This window comes from Pseudomonas sp. PDM26 (genome assembly GCF_019219185.1).
Taxonomy (GTDB): domain Bacteria; phylum Pseudomonadota; class Gammaproteobacteria; order Pseudomonadales; family Pseudomonadaceae; genus Aquipseudomonas.
This window is the reverse complement of sequence record NZ_JAHUWC010000006.1, coordinates 10999-36360: the sequence shown is the minus strand read 5'-3', so window position 1 is coordinate 36360 and position 25362 is coordinate 10999. Positions and strand designations below refer to the sequence as shown.

Here is a 25362-nt window from a genome sequence, read left to right as displayed (position 1 = left end):
GCGTTCATCCAACCCCCTCTTTCACCTGACAGCCTGTCAGGATCTAGCTCGGCTAAGAACCACTGCTCGATACCCAATCCATAAAAAACCCGCTGTCAGAGCATGACAGCGGGTTGTCTGGCGTCATTGCTGGCTTACGACACCTTTGACCGTTACTGGCCGACTTTCCCTCGCATCAATCTTCAGAGGAGATCTGAGCACAGGGGCATCATTCACTGGGTTAACGGTGACTTGCACCGTTACAGGTAACGACCAAGCCCCCTGATTGTCCTGGGCCCTGTAGGTGAGGCTGGTCACGCCGTTCCAATCCTTAAACCCCGTGAAAGTGAGAGTGCTCCCAACCAGGCTCACACTTCCCTGAGTGGCGGGTGGTACGCTTACGATTTGAAAAACCGTCGGCGCCGGAGAATCGATATCGGTAGCACTCAGTTGCACGCTGCCGGAGCTATCTTCATTCAAGGTCAGGGCTTTCGCAGCAGCCACGGGGGCGTCATTCACCGGGTTTACTGTGATTTGCACCGTGACCGGTAACGACCAAGCGCCCTGGTTGTCCTGGACCCTGTAGGTGAGACTGGCAGTTCCGTTCCAATCCTTAAACCCCGTGAAGGTGAGAGAGCTCCCTACCAGGCTCACACTGCCTTGAGTGGCGGGAGGTGCGCTCACGATTTGAAAGACCGTTGGCGCCGGTGAATCGATATCGGTACCACTCAGCTGTACGGTCCCGGAGCTATCTTCATTCAGGGTCAAGGCTTTCGCATCAGCCACGGGGGCGTCATTCACCGGGTTTACTGTGACTTGCACCGTTACGGGTAACGACCAAGCGCCCTGATTGTCCTGAGCCCTGTAGGTGAGGCTGGTCACGCCGTTCCAATCCTTAAACCCCGTGAAGGTGAGTGTGCTCCCTACCAGGCTCACACTGCCATGAGTGGCGGGAGGCGCGCTCACGATTTGAAAAACCGTTGGTACCGGGGAATCTACGTCGGTACCACTCAGCTGTACGGTCCCGGAGCTATCTTCATTCAGGGTCAGGGCTTTCGCATCAGCCACGGGGGCGTCATTCACCGGGTTTACTGTGACTTGCACCGTGACCGGTAACGACCAAGCACCCTGATTGTCCTGGGCCCTGTAGGTGAGACTGGTCACTCCGTTCCAATCTTTGAAACCTGTAAACGTGAGCACATTCCCCGCAATACTCACACTTCCTTGAGTGGCGGGAGGTGCGCTTACGATTTGAAAGACCGTCGGCGCCGGAGAATCGATATCGGTAGCACTCAGTTGCACGCTGCCGGAGCTATCTTCATTCAAGGTCATGACTTTCGCATCAGCCACGGGGGCGTCATTCACCGGATTAACGGTGACTTGCACCGTGACCGGCAACGACCAGGCGCCCTGATTGTCCTGGGCCCTGTAGGTGAGGCTGGTGACTCCGTTCCAATCGTTAAACCCCGTGAAGGTGAGAGTGCTCCCTACCAGGCTCACACTTCCCTGAGTGGCTGGAGGCGCGCTAACGATTTGAAAGACCGTCGGCGCCGGGGAATCTACGTCGGTAGCACTCAGCTGAACGGTCCCGGAGGTATTTTCATTCAGTGTCAGGGCTTTTGCATCAGCCACGGGGGCGTCATTCACCGGGTTAACGGTGACTTGCACCGTGACCGGTAACGACCAAGCCCCCTGATTGTCCTGGGCCCTGTAGGTGAGACTGGTTACTCCGTTCCAATCTTTGAAACCAGTAAACGTGAGCACGTTCCCCGCAATACTCACACTTCCTTGAGTGGCTGGAGGCGCGCTTACGATTTGAAAAACCGTCGGCGCTGGGGAATCGAAATCGGAACCACTCAACTGCACGCTACCGGAGCTATCTTCATTCAAGGTCATGACTTTCGCATCAGCCACGGGCGCATCATTGACCGGTGAAACAGAAACTGGGATGGAGTATGTCATCGAAGCACCACCACCAGCGTAATTCGCGTTGTATTTTACTGACGTAGACCCATTCCAGTTCGCATTCGGAGTGAAGACTATGGAGCTACCGCTTACATAGGCACTGCCATTAGCAGGCTGTTCAATAATCTGGTACGTGATCCCGGGGTAGGATCCAAGGTCCACGGCACTGGGGGTGTCTTCTTGAGTATTTATCGCTGCCTGAGCGCCGACATAGACACTAACATGTCCCAAATTAGTAGACACTAGGAACGGGTAGTCCTCCCTCGTACAGGCATAAGTAAATTCCGTGGTACCGACGAATGAATCGTTAGCCGTATAAACTAACAAATTTGCCCAATAACTTGCGTAACCAGCTGAAGGCTGAGAATAAATGGAAGCAACAGGGGTGCCAGGGATATTTGAACATATAGCCCCCCCCCATCCTTGCTGGCCTTTTACCGTATAAATATAGGTATTACTCGTGACCGGATGGCCGGCCGGGTTCAATGAACCATTAACATTGATATTATAAGTAACTGGCACAGAGGCATCGCCAGTCGAATCATAGGCTTGAACAACAAAGGAGTCTGCGCCCGTAAAGCCAAACGGTGGAATGTAATAGATCACACCTGACAAGGCTGTAACCCTACCATATGTTGGCCCAGCTAAAATTGCCGCTGTATCTTGCATCGCCGTCCCATCGGGATCACGAAAGAGTCCAGAAATAGGCGGAACCCAATTCTCATACCTTCCCAACTGAATGGTTACTGGATTTCCCTGGGTGCTTACTGGTGGCTGACCAGCTGCCACCTGACCACTCAGTGTTGAAAGCGCCAGTAATCCTAAAACAGAAAGTATGCCCAGCGGTTTCGATGCATTTAAAAGGTATTTGATCATAAGGCGAACCAATGGATAGTTTCGGTTAAGGATTTTCAGACGTTCATGAAAGTGATGAAGGCGCCGCTCCTGGATTTATAACGTCAGTGATTCCCCCATCGCGGTGGTCAATGGGATTGCTCTGGCTTTCATTGCGTTCAAATGAAGCCATGTTTATTGATCCACCCGGGTTAGAACGCGATTATCTTTTAGATAACCATGCATATGGCATGTGCTGGGAATCCCACCAGGCTGAATTATAAAATCTGCGAATGACTTCCAGTAAATGAGCTGAAAATTGGTCCCAACACAGTCTTTGTCGGTAGAAACAAAATCAACAGCCTGCCCCCCGCTGTTTGATCCAAGCCCTTCTACCACACCATTTAACTCAACTACATTCATTTGCCCATCTGCTGGATTGGGAGCTTTGACGTAAATAGTTGCATTGTAATCCACTGTCCCTACTTTATTTTTAATAGCAAGGTGTTGCCCCGCTTCCAGACGATCAAGATCAACATCTTCAATCGTTTTTATATAAAACTGGGAGTACGCAATCACACCCCCAACTACCAAAGGGAATATGATTAATGGCAAGGCCAATATATTTTTTGTCATAAAACCATCTCGTAAAAACGGCACCTGAGCAGATCCACTTGCTTGAAATGGAATGCCTCTGGAGAAGCGAAATCCAAAGGGAAACAGGTCGGGCCGACATCAGTCCTCCTGGTCTTCCTCTTCTGTTTCACTCGCGATTTTTCGAGACCACATGAGCGTGCCATCGCCGCCGAAACTGCATTCGTAGCTGGGGTCATTGCGGTAGCCTTCGGCAATGGCCAACTTCATGGCCCTGTAGGTCTCGGGGGAACGGGGACGCTCGCTGTAGGGGACCCCACCCTCGTTGTGGTACAGGTGGACGATCTGATCCCATCGCTCAAGCAGGCCTTTCCAGTCAGGCCCATACGCGGCCATTTCATGGAGCCGCGGCGCCCAATCCGGTACCTGGTCCAGCAAGCGCAGGCAGCGACCAAGATCTGAGCAATCGGACGGGGCATAGCCCTCGCAGGGTTCACCGAGCATGTGGGCGCAGATCGAGGTACTCGATGCGCCGGTATCATCTGACAGCAACCAGCTGATCACCCGTCGTTCTAGTGTTTTCAATCCTGTCATCTTGCTTCTCTGGGAAGGGACCTTGGAGTTCGCCGCACTCGGTTCGGGAATTGTTCCTGACCATGTCAGCCTGATAGGGCAAGCGTCTCACGGGCCGTGGTGCAGAGCGGGTCCAGTTCATCCCAGTTTTGGGTTCGGACACTGCACCCACGCAGGCTGCCTCCCCCTACAATCCCTGCCTTAGCAAACTTGCACATGCTCAGGGCCGTGAGACCTTCGGCCTAATGAATTCCCCCCAACAGGAGCGTGACATGCAAGTTCTCACCGATGCTAAAGTCTCGACGTACCTCAGCTGGAGTCGCGACGCTGATGAGCGCTCGCAACTGACGCTCATCATGGGGGCGAATGATGCGACCCTGGCCTACGAAGATTCTTTTCGCGAGAGCACCGCTCTTTCCTTGAGCGCTGAAGAGGCCCAGGCCCTCGGCACCGACCTTCTCAAGCTGGTACCCACCAGCAACGGGGTTATCCCCTATCAGGAACGGGCCGGCGCATCCACGAATCGCGTGGACCAAGAAAGTGGTCTGGTTACCCGGATCATCCCCAACACCGATGGAGAGCCTTACCGCGAGGGAGTACGTCTCGAAATCAGCCGACCCGACTTCACCGATGTCCTCTACATGGACTTCGACGCCAATACTGCGCATCGCCTGGCTATCCGTCTAATCGGTTATATTCGCCAGCCATAGGTATTGACTCCAACGAAGGGGGGGCAGATGGCAAATGGGGTGGGTGGAGCTGCGGTTGCACCGCAGTCATTTAGTGATGACGACGTGCAGGAAGCGAGCTTCCACCTGGAAGCAACGACCGAAGGAACAGAGCTTGCACGAAAGCTCTACCTGCGAACGTACAGGCTTGCCAATGCTCAGGATCGAATTTGGCATGCTATGCCTGAGGAAGACTGGCCGCTGCTGGCGACCATCCTTCCAAACAGCATCATCATGCGGCCGATCCATACAAACCCGTACGCACAGCGCTACCTGAAGCCCAAGAACGGGCGTTTCACCACGGTCATCTACGTCGATGAGTTCGGCGCAGCGTTGCCGAATGACGCTGATGCTGCCGCGTCGTGGATTGACTCGCGGTTACCATGGCGCCTCTTTGATCCTGCAAGCAACGGCCTCGGTCTGCACAGGGACCTTGACCTGGTGTGGCAAGGCCTATCGCGTATTCAGCACGCCGAAGTCCTCGTGATCAGCCAGCACCCGGAAATGCACGCCAAAAACGGCGTGGTTTCGATTAGCGTTCAGGAGGTCGACAACCTGCGCCGCGCCTTCAATCGGGTCACGAGGAACGGCCGTAACCTGATTAGTCAAACAAAGCAAGGCATCGTGCACAATGAAGTGCTCACAAGGCTTGATCCCGAGCGATTCCGCAGAGTCGTGCCGACGAACCAGACCTTGGTCGAGGTTCGACGCGAGGGTACGAAGCAGGCTACTGCCCGGGAGCGTGCTGAGCGTCGAACCAATGTGCAGGTCGTGCGAAATCAGCTCAGTTCGCTAGTAACGGAGGCTCCCCAGGAGCTGATGATTCTGCATGCCGAGATTGAGCGGGTGACACTCGTAAAGATGATCGAGGCATTCAAGGCGAAGCTCGCCAGTAATCTCACCGAACCGCACTGGCAGACGTTCTTTGAGCAGAACAAATTCGTCCTGAGTATGGCCTTTGCGCGTCCGGTCGAGCTAACTCATACGCAATTCCATGCAAAGGGGTCTACCTTGACCGGTGCTGGTGCTCAGATCGGCGACTTCCTGTTCAAGGAATATGGTCAAGCACTTGCCATTGTTGAAATCAAAACGCCGGAGACAGAACTGCTACAGGGCGTGGCTTACCGCGGGCAGGAAGTATTTGGTCCGAACTCGAAACTTTCTGGTGCTGTGACTCAAGTGCTGTTTCAGCAGAGCGAGCTTCGGAAACGCTGGATGACTCATTCAAACGACAACCCGACCCTGCGCCAGTCCGATGCCGATGTCATCAAATGCGTGGTCGTTGCTGGCCGCATGCCCACAGATCCCGCCAAACTGCGCAGCTTTGAGGTGTTCCGAAATGCGTGCAAGGACGTGGACATAGTCACCTTTGACGAACTTCTAGCGAAGCTTGAGTTCCTAGAGAAGCAACTGGCTCCGAAGCCTGAACCAGACCTGTTCTGACCCAGGATCCCGTCCGGTGATGCCGGACCCGCTGGGCCACCCGGGCTTGCCGGAGCTCCTCTCCTAGGTGCACGGAACGATTGCTTGCGCCGTGATGGTGAAGCGCTAGGCCGGCACCTGAGCCGGCTCAATGCACAGGACGCATTCTTCACTTTTGATTGGCTCTAGTCTTTGCTCTCGTCCAACAGAGAGAGAGGAGAGAAGCGGTCCCCCACCAGATTGCCAGCCAGACGAAAGCGACAACGGCCCAACCTAGCATTGATGGAGCCTGCCAACCACCTCCATCTGCGATGGCAAACACGGGTAACCCCATCGCGCTGAAGAGCATGAGTGGCAAATACACTGAGCCTGCGATAGGGGGAGCCAGATTCTCAGGCGGGGCTGAAACCAGGGTTAAGTGCCCTACCACGAGCGCGAGGAACAAAAGCCAACGTGTGTGCATGGGTCTCCTTTTCCACTGACGTTTCCCCTGGTGTTGCGGTCTTTTACTCAAGGGTCAGATGATAAGAAGCTGCTTGATGTCGTCGTCGTTCAGCATGAAAACCGGCGATGCCCCTTCGGTCCCCGGGCTCCCCATTATGGCGAGATCAGCGTACATGTCCCTTGTGAGGGCAAAGCCTTGCTGTGCGCTCGGGGGCGCGAAGCTGCCCTTGAACTCCATGCCAGCACGCTCGTAGAACGGAATCAGATCGTGACTGCACAGCAGGCTGGTGCCTTGCGAATAGTCCAGTACGCCTCTCAGCAACTGACTGCCAAGGCCATGGCCTCTGTAGGGTTTGAACACGAAGATTTTGTGCAGATACCGAGACATGGTTGGCTCTGGGTGCACGAAAAACATGGCATAGCCGTAAAGACGTCCGTCTTCATGACTGACAGCAATCTTTAGGTGGCCTGCGCGATAACACTCTTCAAGGATACCAACCACATGGCGGATCGCCTGCATTGTCTGGGCTTCTGAGAACCCCATGAAGTGCATCGCGAGCCCGGGCTGCCCCAATAAATCAGACAATATTCCTTTCGCATCATTTTCCAATATCGTCGGAAGAAAGGTCTCAACGATGTCCTGGGGTGCCTCTGGCAGCTGCGTCATAGAAATTCCCTGTCAGTTTATGAGGACAAAATGGGCGTCCTCTACTGTAGCCCGCACTGGCGGGCTGAGGGTAGCGATGGATTTTCTCGTTGCACTGGAACCGGAGGCCGCCAGGCTCTCAAAGGCGCATAAACAACCACCCTGGTGCCGCCAAGGCCCCGCAACCTGCGAGGCTGTGGTGGTGCTGTATTCTGACTTCACAGCCCTTTTAAGCCTTCTCGCACTGCATCCGCCGTTGACTTGCTTTCAGCCTGCCGGCCGTTCGCAAAAAGCACGTACTGAAACCATGGCGAACTCTTGCTAACGCCGTCAGCTGCCTTCAACTCAAATTTCGCCGTGCACTTGAAATCGCCATTCTCGATTTCGGCACCGTAGCCTTCAGTCATCGCCGTTACCTGATAGCCACTCTCCTTCGCGGACGAGTCCATATGGCCACGCAAACGCTGGAAGCAATTGTCACGCGGGGTCATCGCAGTCGCATTAGCTGGCATGCCAGTTGGGATACCTGCCTGAGCGTAACTGGCAGTCAACATCAAGGCCGCTGCAAAAATTTTCTTCATAAGAATACCTTCGGTTTATCGTTTTACCCGGGCGCGAACGGTCGGCCCTTCCACTGCTTCGGCCCAGCAAAGCCGGGCTTGAGTGGTTTATGAAATCCAGGTGCCGGAATGGCTGCAGTTACTCCGCGTACGCGGCGTGCTGAGTGGTGCCGCGGGCTTCTATCCTTGGTAGTTGGATTCGGCAACCTCGAGCCAGGCTTTATCAACATGGATAGATGAGGGGGCTTGCAACCAGGTGCGAATCGCGTCTGCGACAGCGAACAGTTCTTCAGTGTCGATTTCGCCAATGCACGTGATAAACCCCGGAGTGACTTCCTTGGCGTCAGAGCAGCCAGGTTCGTCCCATTCCACCCATAGCAGGTTTTCGCGACCATCGATCCAGAAGTACAGGCCGTCTTTGAGAGTGGCCACAGTACCGCGAGGCATACCCAACAGGACCTGCTTAAGCCGTTCTGCCTCACGCTCCATCTGGGAGCGCGAAGCGCGAGTGACAACCATCACCTCTTCAACAGCAAGGGAAACGTCGGTCGCGTCCAGAACCATATCTCTCAGCGCCGTACTGCTTTGATTGAAGTGTGCTTCGAACGTGGCGTTGCCCACCACAACCAAGCAATGGCTCATGTCTCCATTCTCGGTGGTAACGGTTTTGACGGTAACTTGAGGACGCGATTCAGGGGGCATGATTTTTCCGTTCGGCGGGGGCTTTCAAGCCGGGGTAACGGCGTCGCGCCGAATCCCAACTTGATGTGAGCAATTCTCCCACTCCACTCGAACATGCAAGCCCCAGATCGCAGCGTTGTTCGATTTAAGCCTGATCCAGGAAGGACCAGCTCAATCGGGCGGTGCTCACCCGATTTTCTTGGCCAGAGAGTCCCGCTTCCGCTTTACGCCAATCTTTGGGTCCAGTGCCAATGCTTCATCGAAGGCTTTGACGGCCTCTCGCAATTCACCGAGGGCCTCATGCGCCAGGCCCTGCAGCTTCAAGGACTTGGCCTTCCAAAAATCCACCTGATCGGCACCGTGTTTACGGGCCCGCTCGACGATGTCTAGCGCCTGCCGAGCCGTCTCTGCAGTCAAATCGGGCGACTTCAGCAGCACCTCGGCAGCAGGGATAGCAAACTCGTATCGGGGCGACACGAGCTTGGCTTGAGCAAGCTTCTCCGCATCGATAAAGGCCCCTTGGCTGTCGTATCGAAATGAGCCGAGGTCTGTGAGATGGGCAATTACTTCTGCGGTTTCTTCATCAATCGAATACCGCTCAGGCCATCCGGCGAGCGGATCAACGGAGTAAAGAATCTCCCTTTTACTGACATCGATGAGGAACAACTTACGGGCGTCGTCGGTGGGGCCATTTGCAGTCTGGAAGAGCGCGAACAGGCCATTGCTCGAGATCTCACTCTTCATGATGTTTGCCGTCACATCCTTGGCGACCACGAGCTGGCCGTTGTGCTCGAACACACTGAACGTACCGGACAGCCCGGACCCAAAGTGCCAGTCCTCCAGGCTGAAATGCCCACTGTCGGCGACATGCCCACCATTTGGGCGAGGCATTTCGCCACGGACAACGACCTGTCCGGCCTCAGCGTCATGCAGCAGGTAGGATCCGTTGCCACTCTCGCGATGGCCACCGATGCCCATGGATGGGGCAGAGTCCGACCAGGACAACACCCATCGACCGTTCGGCGAGCGTGAATGGAGACCAACGTATTCGCCAAGCCGAAATATGTGCTTGTCCTTAACGGGTGAGTCGGTTTCGACGGCCACACGCGTTGGCACAGCTGCAGTGTCTACCGCTGAGGCAGGGGCAGATGTCGCATCAGTTGCCCTGATCGGCGAACTCGGGCGAACGTCATCCGCCCCGTTTCCAGACAGCAAGCTCTTCAAAGTATCAAACCACCCCATGCCCTTCTCCTTGGTCTGTTAGTGCCGCCTAGTTCACTCTGTCCGCATCTTCAATCCAGCGGTGCTGCCTGGCTGCCATCGTCCTTCGCCTTTGTCATCCCCGCCCGCGAATGCGTAGGTATATCTGCAACCCGTCGTAGCGGTGATCCGCCTCCAACTCTGGCGCTGCGGCCCGAATTTCGCCCAGACACGTGGAAAGCTCGCTAGGCGGCCATAGGGTGTGCTCTCCAACCACCTGGCTCAGAAAATCCAGGGCCTGTTCAGGGAATTTCGCGCAGAGCCCGGACCTTTTGAGCATACGCACCACGGTGTCAGGATGGGCCAATGGTTGTAGCCACGCACGAAGCATCTCCAAAGCCTCAGGGAATGCATCGTCTGCCGCGACACACAACCGTGACATCACGTTTGCAATCGCCGGCGACATGAGGTCCCGGCTCTTGGGCCAAAGGTTGTTGATATAGGGGGCCACGCGGTTCGCCCAGTAGTCAGCACGCTGATCACCCGCCCCTTCCAGAGCATTCACCAGTGCATTTGCCGCGTACTGCAACCCCTCTGCAGGCAGTGCTCGGATGGCACCGGCAAGCTCGGAGGACGTGAACGTGTCAGCTGGGTCCAACGCGGCAAAGGTCAAAAGGGAGGCGTATTGCCCGCCGTGCTTGCCCAATGCAGCAAAGTGGCGGGCCGTGTCCAGAAACGCGGGTTTCAGCACCTCCATCAAAGGGCTATATAGGCGGGGCGACCACAAAAAACCTTCCCAAACCGCGCCCGCCTCATGCTCCGAGACCGGCCATTCGAAGTGTGGTAGCAGATGCTCCACTGCCCATTCACGGTCAACCCGGAACAGTGCAATTACATGGGCCGCGAGCAAGACACGTCCATGACGATACTTTTCGACGCTCCCGTCGCAAAGCTCTGTAAACGTGGGTTTAAGCTCTATAGGCAACCCTTGCGCATCCTGCAGTGACTGCCGATACCACCAACCGAGTAGCGCCTCAGTGACTTGCCCCACCGGATGATTGATGGCACGCCCCACGGGGTCGTCCAAGTCAATACCATCGCGGCTGTGCAGCTCCAGGACGCGACGCGCGAGTAGGAAAAAATTCTCCTCGTGGCCCACAAAGGTTTTAGCGATGGTACTCAGCCAGTAGCTCACAGCGTGGGTAAGCGGTTCCAGGGCATCATCCGGTGCCCCAGCCAGAACGGGCGCCATGTATCGCCACGCAAGGGAGACAAGCTTGCCCTCTGACCATGCCTGTAGCGCCTCGCGCCAACGACCAGCCGGCCAAACACCCTCTTGCGCCAGTACCCACAAAGCGCAGGCCGTGGTGGCAAAATTTTCGCGGCAACGCTCCCTCCAATCGTCCTGTTGAAAGTAGTCATTCTCTTGATGCTGCTTTAACCACTCGATCAGTTCACGGCGTCGGCGTGGCGTGGCAGTAAACTTTCGCCATTCATCGCCACTTCCCGTCCAGTAAGGAAACTCGTCGCTCTGATCTTCTTCCAAAGCCCAGTCTGGATACTGTTGGCTGAGCGCATCCAGGCGCTGCTGCCCCACCGGGCTCAACGTGGCACCGGCGCCGGCGACCTTTGCCAGCCGTAGCCAAACGTCCCGGTCCAGGATACGAGTTAGCCGCTCAGGTTCGGTGTCGCCATCGAACATCGTGATAGGCGGACCGCCGAGGATGGCTTGCTCAAGCTCCAGAACCATCGCAGGATCGCCTTTCTCCACCAGGGCAACCAGCAAACGTGTGGACTCACGCTCAGTTTCCAATGTCCAAAGCCACCAGTGTTCATCCGCTAACAGCCAGTCAAGCGCTCGGCGGTTGCCTATGACATCACCTTTCGTTGCAGCAAAAAAAGCCAGGCGCTTGAAGATAGGATACGGGGCGGTCCACCAGATCTCCGCCTCGAGGGCTGCACGCTCCGGGGAAACCGCGGCCGTGGCCAGCCAGGCATCCCGCGTCAAATCGATGAGCGCCGTCCAGTCGTTGTACTCGTTGTTCTGTGGATGTACATCGATTGATGGTTGCTGCGTATAGGTGTGGTCACTCCTGTCATCAGCGCCTCCCAGCTCTCGCATCTGATCGAGGGCGTCTCGCAACAGGCCCGTGAAATCGGTGAGTAGCCCAGGAAGTGCTGCTTTCCAGCGTTCGTCACTGGACAGATCCTTCAGGTTGGAATGGACGTGCTCCGTCGACAGCACAATCTCCCATTCAACCAAATCCTTGAGGCGCCCTGGCTCATGCTCTTCATCCTCGTCGACTCTCAAGCGATACGGTTCACGCAACGAAACGCGTGGGGTCAGCAAACCCCTCAGTTCCAGGCGCAGGGCGTTGGTGAGCCCATCGTGATTAAACCGATCTCGCCAACGGTATAGGTCTAGTTCGCGGATCCAGGACTTGCCCCGCCCACGGAGCAATAACCGCCAGAGGGTAACCATCCAGGGACCGGGAATTGCGTTGGGAGCACCAGCACGAATGCGGTCCAACTCGCCCGTGTTTCCCTCGCGCTCCAGCTTGGCCAACTCCTCCAAGCGATTCTCAACCCACAGCGCCAGTTCGTCGTGCAAGCGGCCACCGCGATTGACGAGCCAGAGCACCAGTTTTGGATCATTGAGGTGACGGAGTAGCCAACGCGCCAGCTGCCTCATCACGTTGTCCCACTCGCTGCTGCGAGGACCTGAGTCTGCGACCGTCATGTGAGGGGCCAGCGGATATGGCGAAGGCCTGGACAACAAACTGAAGGCGAGGTCTCCATCGACTCCGGCCTTTGGTGGAACACCGTACCGGCCCAGGTCGGTATGGCCGAAGCGCGTTTGGCTTAACGGCTCCAGCCAATCCAGCGAAGGCACCGGTTCAAGTTCGGCAAAACGCTTGGCTGGCAGGCCGTTAAGATCACTCATTGCCCAGAGTAGCCGGCTGACGAAGTCGTCTTGTGCAGTGCCTGCCAGAGGGCGAGCAATCGCGCTTTCAACGACGATGCGTTCCTTGCCGCGTACACCGTCGCGGTAGGTTGCCGCCCATGCCTGCAGGGTCTTGTGCAGGTAGGCATGACGGTTGTGTTCCATGTAGAGGATCGGTGTGACGTTTTTGGCCTTCCACTCGTTGGAGCGAATTTCCTCCTTGCCCTTAGCGAAACTGCCGAAGGCGTACATCTCCGGCGGTGACTCGCCAAGCAGACGATCAGCGGCCAGTGCGTCCATCATGTACCGAAGCACTGGATCAGCGATGCTATATCCAACGAAACAGACGGTGTAATTGCGAAACAGCTCGCTGACGAAGCGTGCCGCCCACCGTTCAGTGAGGTAGGCCAGGCCAAAATCACCGCTGGAAATCACCAGGCGATCCAGCTCACTTGCAGTGGGAGCTTCGCTCAGCAGGCCATGAAGATACACCAGCCCGTCCCAGCGATTTTTTGGCACGGGCAACAGTGGTGCTTGAAAGGGGTGGACCGGATAGGGCGCCGTGGCTATCACCTCTTCGAACAACCGGTCAAAGTTGGTAGTGATCAACCGCATGCGCCCATCGCGAGTCCTGCCCAGGTTCAACAGTGCCTGGTGGGTTGCAGTGGCCTTGGGCGAGGACAGGTCTGGGTTGAGAATGTCAGCCATGGTCCGCCGAACTCTCTCGCGCCCGACGTCCGCCTCAAGCAGCCCCACGGCAGTGTCGTACTGCTGGGACTTGATTGCCGCTTGCTGCACCGCGCTCGGGACCGACGCCAGTATGCGGTACAGCTTGTCCACTAACCCCCCGAATCCCGGCAAGCGTGCGGGGTAGGAGATGCCAGCGCCGCAGAAGAACACCACGCGCCCCTCCTCGTGCGCCTGCAGCAAGCGTTCGGGGATGGTGGGGCCATTTTGGACGAATTGCGGCATTCAGCGGGTCTCGATAAGGGGACGGGGAATGGTTGAGGTCAGGCAGAGGTGGCCAATAAGTCAGATGGGCGTCCTTCCCGCTGCTGAGATTATTCGATTCTGCTCAAAAATGCCGGGCAAACCGTACGCCCATGGCAAAATGACCCTCGCCCACAACGGCGCCCTCAAAGAGAAACGCAATGTCCCAAACTCAAGACCCGCTTCAAAGTTTGCTCGGCTTCCAGGAGGCTCTAACGGCTGGTTTTATCCAGCCAGACCTCAGCCCACTGTACCCCGACCTGATCGTTCTACACGACGACGCAGAGGGCACCCCGCGATCCACCTACGCCCTGATGGAAGGGAAGGTAGTCAAGGCCGTCGCTGTGTACTTCCTGGAAAAGTCCGTGGGTAACATTCCCTATTTTGACGTCGGCTACGCGGTTGCCGAGCCCTACCGACAGCAAGGCAACGCGCACGCTGTAGTCGAAAAGAGCCTGGCCCAGCTCCAGCACGAAACGCGGGGCAAAGTGCTCAAACTTTTCGTCGAGGCCATTGTGCCGAACTCGAACATTGCCTCCCAGAAGGTCGCAGCCCGAGCCCTCTCAGCCTCCCCTACCGAAATCGTGGACGGCGTTTCGGGTCAGGCTTCCCAGCAATATCTACGGCTGTTCGAGGTCTGAGCGGAAGGTTTGCCGACGGCGCCTTACTGTCCATTTGGTGATTCACGAGATTCGTAGTCCTTGGCGCCTCCCTACGCGGCGCCCGCACTATCGCGGTTCTACTTTCTTTCTCGCCGATAGAATGACTACCGACACGGTGGTACCGGCGAAAGCGTTCTCAATGACGCGCGACCACTCCAGCTCGAACCCAGGGAGCATGTCCTTGTTCTTCGCACTGGTGGGCAGCACGGCCGTAACCTGTCCGCCGGCCTTCAGCAGGCCCGCAGCCGCGGTCAGGTGCGAAAGCCAGCGGCCCTCGCTAAACGGTGGGTTCATGACCACACGTTCGAATCGGTCGGTCGTTGACCCTGCCCAGGTCAAGAAATCAGCCTGTGTGACGTCGAAGCCCTTAGCTTCCAGCACCTTGCAATGTAGGTCGCTTATCTCGACACACCGGGTTCGGTCCTTGGGCATGTGATCGGCAATACCCCCGATGCCGGCAGAAGGCTCCAGACAGGTATGGTCGTCGCCGATATCGGCCAGTTCGGCTACTTTGATGGCGAGATCATCCGGGGTCGGATAGAACTGGTGAGCTCGCTGGTCGGGCACACAGCCACTGATGATGATCTCGTCCAGTGCTTCGCGGGGGCTGAATTCGAATTCAAACCAGACGTGTGCATTCTTGTTATGGCGCACCCCGCCGATCATGGCCAGAATCTTCTCGGCCTCGGCCTGTACTGCCTCACTGCGATCGCCATAGTCGAACTGTAGGGCATGTGGGTTGGCGGTCAGCGCAGGCCGCGGCTCCTCCCAACGGTCGTAGCGAACTGGCTTGTTCGGTTCGGACCGCATCTTAGACAGCATCGTTATCACCGCAAAAGGAAGCGGACGACCGAACACTTTGTGCCGCTTGCCCTTGGCATTCGGTTTAGTTCGGAAACTGGCCGGAATGGCCGCCGGATACAAGCTGGCCAGCACCGCGTTAAGGCGCCAAGCCATGTCCGGATGCACTTCGATGTGGCAGGTGCCCTTCTTGTACATTTTCATGCGCAAGGTGCCGCCATCAACCTCGTACCACTCTCCCGTGCGACGCCGGAACACCTCCAGCAGCGGCCCAGTGTCGCCGTGGCGAGGCTCCTCGCGCCCCATGAACTTGGCGATGACGCAGCGCAGATCGTTAAGGTAGCCGGCACGCTCGTAATCGATGGAGTCGTAGCTGTTGATCATGTTCGCAACGATCATGCGCTTACCAAAGGCGGCCGGCGAGTTGGTGACGTGCTCCCCCGAGAGAGCGCGGAAAATACCGTCCACACGCTCGGCGAAGAACTTGGAGCGGGCCAGCAATAGATCGTTCAGGGTGGAGCGAACCGTCGTCTCTTCGAAGTCCGGCAGCGGGTGCACTTCCCATTCGTCCTGCGACTCATTGTTCCGGCGGCGAGATGACGCCTTCTTGCCCATGGGATTGCGGATCTGCTCTTGCCACTCGGTACGGCGCTTTTGAGGCATGCACTCATAGACGTCAGTTAGGGACAGGGCTTTGCCCCAGTAGGACGCATTGAGCACAGCGATGGCGGGTTCGAGCTGCATCAAGCGCGCGATGTCAGTCGTGTAATAGCGGCCTTCCGCGCTCGTGTTCCCCTCCATGAAGTACCAGAGGGCGCCACTGAATCCTTCGCCGGTCATCATTTCATGCAGCTGCTCGATGCGTCCTCGCTCTGAGAGATAACCACCGATCAGACCGTCAACCAGGTCAGCAGAAGCGGGCGCGAAGAACTCGGAAGCGTCCTCAACGATATCGCCGATTTTGGCGTGGGATAGGTCTGTCATGGGGTGAACTCGTACAGTTTTCGATACTGCCGAAACCCCCAGTCAAGGAGGTGCGTTTACTAGGTACGGCAGCCGCTTAAGTGATGGACACATCAATAGTTTTTCAGCCCTTCTTTGCTCGCCAGCATGACTTTCAGCCGCTAGTTGATACGAATGCAATGCCCTGTTCGCGGGAGCCGAGGCGTCTGCCTGCCTCCCACTTTCCGCCATTGAATCCTTCGCGCTCTTCACCACTTCCCCAAATCCTGATGTGTGTTGCATGGGGATGGGGTGAGCGCCGGGGGCTCATTGCATTCGTTCCTAGTGTCTCACCACTTTTCAGAATGCAAGGGGGCTCGAAAGCGACTGAAGTCGCTCGCGGCATGGAGTATCTGGAAGGGGTAAATGAGGTGGCATCAAGCAGCCGTTCAGTGTCCTAAATTGACAACGAGGGTGTCCTGCGCCACTGCGGCGCCGGTGCCTTGATGACAACTAGTTGAGGTTGTAGCCGTGCGTCCTGGTCAACAGGATTTCCTTCCAATGATTCTCACGGGCATCAATTTCCCCCGGCATCGCATGCAGGTCTGCGATCTCCAGCAATGAGAATCGCAAGTCCTTTTCCCGCTCAGGCGGAGCATCAATGCCAAACTCCCGCTTGAGCAACACATTGTCGCCATGGCTGTTCGTCGAATACGTACACCAGCGGCCCCAAATGCCGGTCTCCCCGTCTGCCTTGCCCACGTAGAGTTTACCGGTAAGGGTATCTGTGATGAGGTAGATGCCCTTGACACTCGACAGGGCCGAGCGCCAAGAATCAACGTTCTGCTGGACCACCACGTCGAGCTGGCTTTTGGTCAGGTTGACCTTTTTGAAGCCGGGGAAATGGCCAATGCTCAGGCGTTCGGCCAGCAGTTCAGTCACAGCCAAGTCGTCAACCAGGGTTTCGCCGTACGGGTAGGAGTTACGTTTGGTGTACTTGCTGCTCAGATATAGCCGCCCTACCCACTCCTCGGCCGCTGGCACACGCTCCAGCGTGTAGATGTAGTCGGGCTTGGGGCCGACTCTTTCGACACACTCCACTGTCCTAAACAGACCTGCAAACAACCAGCGGGTTGGACTCCCGGCCTGAATAAGCGAAACCACATAGGGCAGCTTAAAATTGCGGTTGCTTTGCCGACTCTGCCACTGATCGAAGCCTCCCTGAATGAACACGTCGAGCGGATGATCCTCGCCGTTGTACCTGGCCAGGTGGACCTTGGCCTTTTCCGGCGAGAACGTCGGCTCCCACAGCTTCAACAGATCGAACAGGTTCAATGCAACGCTCCCCAGGCAGTCAGGATCGAGAGCTTATTCGTTGTAGGTGAGGAATGCATCGACGGCTTGCACTCTGCTCGGTGCTGATAAATGAGCGTGATAAATGGCGAGCTTTTCACGGGCTTTTGCGCCGGCATTACGGCCACGCTGATTGCTTGACTAACTGACCATGGAAAATCCCGCGGCATCATCTGCCCGCCAATGTCGCGGTTCCAGTGCCAGGGCGCGGCTTTCGACGCATTTGATTGCGGCCAAAGCCGCGTTGCACTGCGTGATCGAGAAATGCGAAAAATCCGGGCAGGAGACAACCCGGCGCTACACCATCAAGACAGCATGCGAGCCGCCGATAAAAGATAGGAATTGTGTTTGAGGAGGAAGGACCAACGTGACATCGGTATTGATCATCCAGTCAGTGCTTTGGACACTGTGCGCAGCAGCACTTTGGATTTCGCACTGGAACTATTCACGCTACGTTGAGGCGAAGCGAGACCCTGAAAAATCAAAGCGCAATCTCCAAATCGCTTTGCACGCGAGGAGAGATGCTGGCATCGGTGAAACCGAGTTTTCGAGAACTGAAAGCGCCCACTATCGTCCTTACCAGACACGCTTTAGAGTTGCGCTCCTCGTAGGCCTGAGCTTTACGGTTGCAGGTCTGGCTCACCTGCTCGCTTAGTCGCGTGTACCCTCCGACTGGACCTCAAACGGAGCCAGTGACCGAGACCTCGGCCGCGCTTTTTCAACGCATTTCTATCCAACTCAGAGTAATTGACGGATGTCCAAGTCACGACGTGTCAATTTTAAAAAGAGCACGCGCATTATCCTTGCAGGGAACGCGGGCCATATGTGTTCTTTCTATGATTGCCCCAAGGTCACCATTGGTCCCGAAGTCAAAGGCGACGGTTCCGTTGGTGTGAAAGGAGTAGCAATCGCTGCGCACATCTATGCAGCTTCTCCCGGGGGCCCAAGACCACCAGTTGGCCTTACTGACGAGGAAATCAGAGCAGAATCGAACGGCATTTGGCTATGCCCCGATGACGCGACGAAAGTCGATGCCTTTCAGTTTGAATATCCTGCTGAGCTCCTGCTGGAGATGAAGCAAGTTCGAGTCTTCTCACAAAGCCTGGCATTGCAAAATCCGACCGTCAGCTTTATGGCCCATTTCATAGGCATGAAGCGAGTTGACAACATTGTTCGCCAACATCTGCCTGGTCTGGATAAGGCGAAGATCATTGAGGCAGTCAAATCGGCGTACATCCGGACGGAAATCGTTCATTCGACGGCCGAGCTCCCCTTTCCAACTGCATCATTCGCGCTCTCAAGCGTCCATGCGCTCAGTCGTGTTATTAGGGAGGTCATGGTTTGCGCAAACCACAGATTACAGATCGAGGACCAGGTCTGGAGAGACGTGATTGCTGACTGGTCCGTGTACTTCGGGAAATTTCAGCGGCCCCCGCAGAAGCGCGTCGCGCTATCTGGTCGTGGCTATGCCAAGATCAGCGCACGCAATCCCAAGACTGGCGAAATTCTGAAAGACGGTGTCAAGACTGGTGCCTTTGTTATGCTCTCTGACGGTGATGACCCCACCAATCCGATGACCAAGCACGTCCTGCTACAGCACACATTCACGTCTTTCAACTCGCTTGAATGGAAATTGAATGTGAAGCCTGCCTTTGGCACATTCGAGGTCGAGAGTGTGCTTACCGTCTACAAGGATGTGAGCCCCCGCAACAGCGTGTTTAACAATGACCGCGAGTCGTTCGAGTCATACGCGGCCGTGCTCGATAAACTCACCCAGGGTTGGGAACCGATTGGTTATGTTGGCTTGTCGGTGGGTGAAGGAAACGATGAGGGCAGCTACCATCCAACCCCCGTAAGCATCGTCTGCCAAGTTGAACCTGAACAGTTCGAATCAAGGAATCGCCGGTGCGAACGCGTCAAACTGGGATATGAGATTGCGGATGCATTTGGCGCGACCATGAAGTTCACACCAGCTTTCTTCAATCAGTCGATCACTGATGCTGCGCTATCAGAGGCTGCCGCAGATTTTCTGACTGAGCTGGGCCCAAAGCCATGGAATTTGCTTTGCAGTTCAAAGCCGATCATGCGAGTGAATGATGACGTGGAGATGTACTTTCAGCTCAAGCATTTAGTGTTGAGCGCTGAAACTCGTTCCGCGAGGCGCGTCACCTGACGCATGATGCGGAATCGTCGCCCCAGGTTACAACGGCCAGCAGCGCGTGCGGTACTGAAGTGATGGTCGAGTGGGATGGGGACGGAAGCGCGAGCGCATTGATTCATGCCACTTACTATCCGCGACTTTGAGGGACGTAGATTCTCAATCCGCCCCAGGAAGCGGGCCCTGAAATTGCTCGTATTTCCATCCATGGCCCGTTTGTGACCGCTAGTGTCGTGTGCCTAGGCCTTACCCTGGGCCGGTTCCGCCTCAGCAATGAGCCGGTCAGCTGGATACGCCCTCATGAACTCCATGCTCTCCTCCGCCGGCGCCCGCAACCAATCCTGATGCACGCCATTTGGCAGTATGACCACCATGCGTTTCTCGTCATTTGGCTTGTGAAAATTGCGCATCAACTCGTGTTGCGAGGCGTTTATCGTGAGCATGCTGTAGCTGTGCACTACCTCTCCGCCCGCGGGATCAACCCAGCGCTCCCACAGGCCTGCAATCCCAATCAGGCCACCGTCCGCCCGGGTAATACGGGTGGGCGTAACCTTACCCGAACGCCAGTCTGGCTCGTAGAACGCAGTGCACGGGATAGTGCAATGCTGGGCTTTGGCCCAGGCCGATCGGAATGACGGTTTGGTCGCGGCCGTTTCACTTCTTGAGTTGTAGGTGCTCCGCGCCAGCTTGGTGTCCTTCGCCCAGAACGGTAGCAGACCGAACATCCCGACCAGTGCCTCCACCGGGCTCTCACCCTCCTCCGTCTCTTCCGCTCCTCGAGCACGCAGGAAAGGCCCGATGTACCCTGGCCACAGGGCTGTTTTGAAAGGCTGATCCGGTGCGGCACCGAACCCGGCCAGGAGCCTCTCTGTCGTAGGCGCTTCGTATCGGCTACACATCGCCGTACCTCCGGAAAAAATTACATAATAGGCCATCGCCACCCATTCCCACCGGTGGTCTAGCCGCTCGCCTCTTGTATCCCCTCCTCAAGGCGCTACCATCGTCTCTCGGTAGGTCCTGCTGAGGTGGGCAAGGCCAAATCGCAGGCGCACCAGGACGAGATTCTGCGCCGTGCGAAAAACTGCTTCTGTTTCCGTAGCCCGCAGTTAGACCATAAGCCCAGCCTTAGAGCTGGGCAGCGGCAGTAGAAGATGCGCGGTTTTCGCGCTCCAGGACGAAGCGGGGAACACCATGAGCGACCAGCATACCTCCCAACCGGGGCCTTCTGAACCACTCGACCCAGCGCTGGAGAAGATCCGCGCCTTGCGTGATGAGCTTCGCGCATTAGGCTTCGCCTGTGACTACACAATCCGGGCACCGGGCTCGGCGCGTGCTCCTGTTGTCTACCTTTTCGCCGGCATGACGGATGCTGATGTCGATCAAGCCCGCGAAGACCGCCGCAAAGGTTACTGAGGTGTCCGTCTCTGACTCAGAAGTATAGGAATTTTAGATGACTGATAACTATGACCCGCGTACCTCGTATCTGGACACGAGCCGGCCCCCCAATCAGTGGGTAAATCCTAAATGGTGACAAAAGCTTGAACAACTTGCCAAGCCTCGCAGAGTTCGAGCAACGGCTCGAAGCTATCATCGGTCGACCAAGCGATCAGCGGCCTTTCGTCTGCGATGGCTCACCCCTTGGTTGTCGAGTTTTCATCGTCGGGCTGAACCCAGCGTCTGCTAGTGAAAGAGACTTTTGGGAGTTCTGGGATTGCGAGACAGGTTTCAATAAGCGAGCTTGGTTTGAGAGCTATCTCGCCGAGCGAGCAAAACGTCCGCTTAAACCTGGCAAAACCCGTAGAAACCCCATCAGTAATACTCGCCGATTTCTTGATTGGGTCATATCCTCAGCGGCCGACACCCGCATTCTCGAGACGAACATCTACGCATCGCCCACGGAAGATGCGAAAGACCTTACTGGTAGCATGAGGCGCTCGCGAGCGTTCGATTTCTTGGTTGAAACGCTCAAGCCGAGGCTGGTTGTGGCTCACGGAAACGATGCAGTTGATCATATGCGCGCCAAGTATCCAGAGGTGCAGACCATTGCTGTAAAGCACTTTTCACGAGGGTGGTCTCAGCAGGCTGCTCGGGATCTTGGGTTGTCCATTGCTCGCGAGGCAGGCGCTTTCTAACAGTCTGAGGAAAGTCGCACCAGGTACACCCAAGCCCCGGCCTAAAACCGGGGCCGGGGGCGTAGAAGGACGCCAATTTTTCGCGTCCGGGAACTCGAGGGAATGACGAATGACGCAAGACATGAAGGCTGGGAAAATTTATCGCATGCGCCCGGTAGGACGCCAAACGTTTACCGAAGGCTATTTTCAAGACAACTGCTTCTTTGAGGGCGGGGCTTTTCACGTCGGCGATGTGGCGGCCGACGGTGCTTTTCTGTATCGCGTAAACCTGCCAGATGGTTCACCTAAATTCCCGAATCACATCGCTGGTCACGTTGTTGGTCTGACGTTAACCCGTGTCGATGGGACTGTTTTTGATTTGGTCGAACAACCAGCGTAGGCAGCCGGATAAGCCCGTCAGGTTCACACAAGCCCGCTCAGCGGGCTTTTTGTTGCACCAATTTCCAAAATTTTGCATTTATTTCGGAAGCCGACAGTAGCCCAACTCACGGCACTGATGGCATCGCTTGAGCACCGCCCGCCTGAGTACCAGTTGAAGGAGTCGAGATCCTGATCTCAGGGAGCAGGTGCATCACCTCGCGGAAAATCGGCCGCTTCGACCAATCTGCCCGGTCACCGATGACATACAGACGGCGCTTCGCTCGCGTGGCGGCCACGTTCACCAGGTTCGGTTCGGAGACTGCCCAATCACGGGCACCGCCGGATTCCGTATTGCCACCCAACACGAGCACTACCACAGAAGATTCTTTTCCCTGCATGGTGTGGATGGTGCCAAAGACCATCGGCGACTTCAGCATCGCACCCAATCTTTGACGCACGTCCTGGTAAGGGGTAATTACCGAGATGTCCTTCGCCGCCACACCCTCCTCTTTCAGCCTGGCCAGCAACACCTTCAATTTACCACCCTCCTCCTCGACCCAGTTCCCATTCGATGGACCACACACGTTGATCCAACCTGTCGGCAGCGTGGCGGGGGTTTCCTTCTCCGGGGATGGCGTACTGGTCCCGTACACCATGGCGCCGTCGTACGCGATCTTGTTAGCCAGCTTGAACATGGGGCGGTCGCAGCGCCGGTGAACCACCAACGGTAATCCGACCCAGTTTTTCATGCCAGCCGGGCCTAACATCTTGCCGACTGCACTACCCCGGTCAGCCACCGACTGTGCCGATTGCCCACTGGGGTTCCAACAAGGGTCGACCCCTAACAGCTGTCGCATGTACTCAAGCTCAGCGTCAGAAACGGACAGAATTGGCTTGAGCTGCAGGGGATCACCAACCAGCACCGCACGGCGCGAGCGCCAAAGGGCACCCACTGCCGCCTGGGGTGTCGCTTGCCCCGCTTCATCCACCAGAAGCCAACCAATCTGACCGGCACCCAGTGTGCTAAACGTACGGGCAAAGGAGGCGAATGTGCTGCTGACTACCGGTACGACCATGAACAGCGTCGCCCAGGCCGATCGAATGGCATCTTGCGACACTTCGCTGTTCGGGGAGCCCTTCAGTATCCTCGTGACAACATTCAGGTTGTTGCGGACCCGATTTGGTTCAAGCTCAAAAAAGGTTCTGTGCAGATGGAGCGCTTCAATGAAAACCCGCGCACGGGCACGGCGCCATCCCGGTACCATCCATGGCTCCGCCAACTCTATTTCCTCTCCCCGGCCGATGCGGTCTCTTTCCAGCCAATGAAGAAAATGGTTCGCCTTGTACTTTTCGGCCAACGTTTTGAGTTCGCCTTTACGGGTTGCCAACACTCGCTCAAACTCCTGAAGCGCAGACTCACTCGCTGCCAGCAACTTATCGTGCTCCTCGCGCTCGCCCCGGAGGCGCTTCCATTTTTGGACGATAATCGCAATTTCGCTTTCCGTCTCATCAAGAGCTTTCTGAAGCGAATTCAGCGCCACCTTCCATTTGACGTAGTTGCTCCAGAGACTGAAGAGTTTGGACCAGAAGCCTGGCTCACTCTTGCGATGACGCTGTATCTGATCCTCCCGGGCTTGAGCGCGTTTATGAGTGTTGCTGAAGTCCTCCTCGATGGTCCAGTCGATCTCTGTGAATTCGCTGCGACGGATCTTGAGATGGTCGATCTGGCGCGTCGTGCTCTGGACTTGACCTCGGACCTCCATCAAAGCCTTCACTTTACTAGACACCATCACAGCCTCCGCCCCCACCGCTTCGGCTTTGGCTTTGGCTTTTTTGTAACGCTTCACCGCCGCTAACCACGTGGTCTTTCGGTACTGACTATCAGCCGCGCTTTCTTGTTTGTTGTGGCTGGCTTTTTTGTCGAGCCATTTTTTGAACCCTTCAAACTTTGCAGCGGAGCCAGCACCGCCAGTGCCTTGTACCTGGTCCGTGTCGGTAACGCTTGGACCGTCCGAAACATCGGCTCCCGCTCCCGTAGCAGGCACATCAGCTCCCTTCGATGTCTTTCCCTTTCCCTCATAGAACCTGTCAACGAAGTCATGCCGGTTGGTCTTGCTGCCCAGGGCGGCAGAGATAAGGCCCCACGCCTCCTTGCCGGTAAGCCATTCAGATGCGCCTCGGAAGTAGTCCAACTCGGACAACCATTGTGCGTCCACTTTGTCCCGTTGAGGGAGCTCCAACGTGACATTCTCAACCGCGCCGTTGTTGGAGGACGCCACCACAATTTCATGACCCAGGAGCTCAGGGATCAAAACGTTGAGTGCCTCATCCTTGCCAAACGCCCCCGATGCACTCGGAAGTTCTGCCAGGACATCAGCCCGGTCGGTCACTACGGCGGCGATAATGTCCCTCAGCAGAGTGGTTTTGCCGGTGCCCGGCGGGCCATTGACTGATCGTAATCCGTCACTTTCTCCGAGTTCACCCACGATATGGTTCACCGCAAGTTGCTGGGAATGGACCAGCCCTTGGTCTGCTTCTGTCGGCCAGCACCCACCTGGGTAACGATCCGGCCCCAGTAGGTCCAATAACTCCTTTGACTTCCCATCATCGCTGACGTCAATCTGGCCCGCCTTTGTGTGGCCAGCGAGATACGCCTTCAACGGCGCACTACTCCCCTTCAGATCCATGCTGTCAGCGACATCGGCCAGCTCCTCCAGAAAGAAACTGTTCATCGGGCCATCGCCTGGTACTGCCTGCGTGGGATTGATCTGTGTTGATCTGAAAAGGAATGATTTCTCCTCAGCGTCAAGATCCTTCAACTTCCACTTCTCGAGTAACAGTTCGGTGAGCCAGAGAATGTTCTGTGCTGTCACCACTTCGTCGAACCCTTTTGTCACTTCCTTGAGTGCCCATTGCTGCTCATCTGCGAAGCCACGCGCAAACGGCTCGTTGGCTCGCACTTTCCCCAACAGCCATGCGGCCGAGGACAACACCAAGCTGTCAGGCACCATGTGGCCGGTATCGGTGAAGCGGAGTGAAAAAAGGGCGACAGTCTCGTTTTGTGGGATCTTGGGGCCCAAGTCCGCACCGCACGCTGCCGCCAGCGCTGTCACTGCGTGCTTACGGTCATAGCAATGCCCGAAGAGCAGATGGCTCCACTTTTTGCCTGGCGGCAGCGGGTGCTTCGCCAACACAATGGGGTTAACCCAAGGCATCACTAGATTGGCCGCGGACATGGCATAAATGAGCGGACTGCCCCCTTGCTTGGGCTTTGGGGCAGCCATAGGTTGAAGCAATTCAACTGATTGCCAGTAACGAACGATAGCGGCAGGAGATGTCATCCAATGTCCTTTTGGGAGGTTGCGCCTGCTGTGAACCAAGCGGTCTGAAAAGG

Annotated in this window: 19 protein-coding genes; 7 read left to right on the top strand and 12 right to left on the bottom strand. The window is 56.4% G+C overall.

Annotated elements, in window-relative coordinates; translation table 11 throughout:
• Positions 1-123 precede the first annotated feature (123 nt).
• The 3 genes from KW849_RS13435 to KW849_RS13425 form a co-directional block, all read right to left on the bottom strand.
• The gene (locus tag KW849_RS13435; RefSeq protein WP_218429830.1) at positions 124-2820 is read right to left on the bottom strand and encodes a tandem-95 repeat protein; all 2697 of its coding nucleotides are present in this window, start codon (positions 2818-2820) and stop codon (positions 124-126) included.
• A gap of 153 nt (positions 2821-2973) precedes the next feature.
• Entirely contained in the window at positions 2974-3414 is a 441-nt protein-coding gene (locus KW849_RS13430; protein ID WP_218429829.1) for a hypothetical protein, read from the bottom strand.
• Between the two features lie 99 nt (positions 3415-3513).
• On the bottom strand, positions 3514-3966 hold the full coding sequence (locus KW849_RS13425) for a hypothetical protein (RefSeq protein WP_218429828.1): 453 nt from the start codon (positions 3964-3966) through the stop codon (positions 3514-3516).
• 251 nt (positions 3967-4217) lie between these two features.
• On the opposite strand from KW849_RS13425, the gene KW849_RS13420 reads away from it, so the two are divergent.
• Entirely contained in the window at positions 4218-4655 is a 438-nt protein-coding gene (locus KW849_RS13420) for a hypothetical protein (RefSeq protein WP_218429827.1), read from the top strand.
• Between the two features lie 27 nt (positions 4656-4682).
• A complete protein-coding gene (locus tag KW849_RS13415; RefSeq protein WP_218429826.1) occupies positions 4683-6116 on the top strand; it encodes a Shedu immune nuclease family protein in 1434 nt (477 codons plus the stop codon).
• Positions 6117-6612: 496 nt separating this feature from the next.
• On the opposite strand, the gene KW849_RS13410 is transcribed toward KW849_RS13415, so the two are convergent.
• The 5 genes from KW849_RS13410 to dsr1 form a co-directional block, all read right to left on the bottom strand.
• Positions 6613-7206 carry a GNAT family N-acetyltransferase gene (locus KW849_RS13410; protein WP_218429825.1) on the bottom strand — a complete coding sequence of 198 codons (594 nt, stop codon included), beginning with the start codon at positions 7204-7206 and terminating at the stop codon, positions 6613-6615.
• A gap of 197 nt (positions 7207-7403) precedes the next feature.
• A complete protein-coding gene (locus KW849_RS13405; RefSeq protein ID WP_218429824.1) occupies positions 7404-7766 on the bottom strand; it encodes a hypothetical protein in 363 nt (120 codons plus the stop codon).
• A 159-nt stretch (positions 7767-7925) separates the two neighbouring features.
• Positions 7926-8447, bottom strand: coding sequence for a hypothetical protein (locus KW849_RS13400; protein WP_218429823.1), 522 nt, complete (start codon positions 8445-8447; stop codon positions 7926-7928).
• A 165-nt stretch (positions 8448-8612) separates the two neighbouring features.
• On the bottom strand, positions 8613-9404 hold the full coding sequence (locus KW849_RS13395) for a tetratricopeptide repeat protein (RefSeq protein ID WP_218429822.1): 792 nt from the start codon (positions 9402-9404) through the stop codon (positions 8613-8615).
• 358 nt (positions 9405-9762) lie between these two features.
• Positions 9763-13542 (bottom strand): anti-phage defense-associated sirtuin Dsr1, encoded by a 3780-nt coding sequence (gene dsr1 / locus KW849_RS13390; RefSeq protein WP_218429821.1) that lies wholly within the window; start codon positions 13540-13542, stop codon positions 9763-9765.
• Between the two features lie 179 nt (positions 13543-13721).
• On the opposite strand from dsr1, the gene KW849_RS13385 reads away from it, so the two are divergent.
• Complete coding sequence (locus tag KW849_RS13385) at positions 13722-14201, top strand: hypothetical protein (RefSeq protein WP_218429820.1); 480 nt, start codon at positions 13722-13724, stop codon at positions 14199-14201.
• Between the two features lie 87 nt (positions 14202-14288).
• Here KW849_RS13385 and KW849_RS13380 read toward each other — a convergent pair whose 3' ends face one another.
• Entirely contained in the window at positions 14289-16007 is a 1719-nt protein-coding gene (locus tag KW849_RS13380; protein ID WP_218429819.1) for a class I SAM-dependent methyltransferase, read from the bottom strand.
• A 471-nt stretch (positions 16008-16478) separates the two neighbouring features.
• A complete protein-coding gene (locus KW849_RS13375) occupies positions 16479-17300 on the bottom strand; it encodes a GIY-YIG nuclease family protein (protein WP_218429818.1) in 822 nt (273 codons plus the stop codon).
• Between the two features lie 841 nt (positions 17301-18141).
• On the opposite strand from KW849_RS13375, the gene KW849_RS13370 reads away from it, so the two are divergent.
• Positions 18142-19491, top strand: coding sequence for a hypothetical protein (locus KW849_RS13370; protein WP_218429817.1), 1350 nt, complete (start codon positions 18142-18144; stop codon positions 19489-19491).
• A gap of 224 nt (positions 19492-19715) precedes the next feature.
• Here the strand turns inward: KW849_RS13370 and KW849_RS13365 are convergent, their stop codons facing one another.
• Positions 19716-20375 (bottom strand): SOS response-associated peptidase, encoded by a 660-nt coding sequence (locus KW849_RS13365; protein ID WP_218430064.1) that lies wholly within the window; start codon positions 20373-20375, stop codon positions 19716-19718.
• A gap of 292 nt (positions 20376-20667) precedes the next feature.
• Between KW849_RS13365 and KW849_RS13360 the strand changes: the two genes are divergently transcribed.
• The 3 genes from KW849_RS13360 (at position 20668) to KW849_RS13350 (ending at position 21987) form a co-directional block, all read left to right on the top strand.
• Entirely contained in the window at positions 20668-20889 is a 222-nt protein-coding gene (locus KW849_RS13360) for a hypothetical protein (protein WP_218429816.1), read from the top strand.
• 125 nt (positions 20890-21014) lie between these two features.
• Positions 21015-21608, top strand: coding sequence for a hypothetical protein (locus tag KW849_RS13355; protein ID WP_218429815.1), 594 nt, complete (start codon positions 21015-21017; stop codon positions 21606-21608).
• Between the two features lie 109 nt (positions 21609-21717).
• Complete coding sequence (locus KW849_RS13350; protein WP_218429814.1) at positions 21718-21987, top strand: hypothetical protein; 270 nt, start codon at positions 21718-21720, stop codon at positions 21985-21987.
• 106 nt (positions 21988-22093) lie between these two features.
• Here the strand turns inward: KW849_RS13350 and KW849_RS13345 are convergent, their stop codons facing one another.
• Positions 22094-25309 (bottom strand): DEAD/DEAH box helicase, encoded by a 3216-nt coding sequence (locus KW849_RS13345; protein WP_218429813.1) that lies wholly within the window; start codon positions 25307-25309, stop codon positions 22094-22096.
• Positions 25310-25362: the final 53 nt, after the last annotated feature.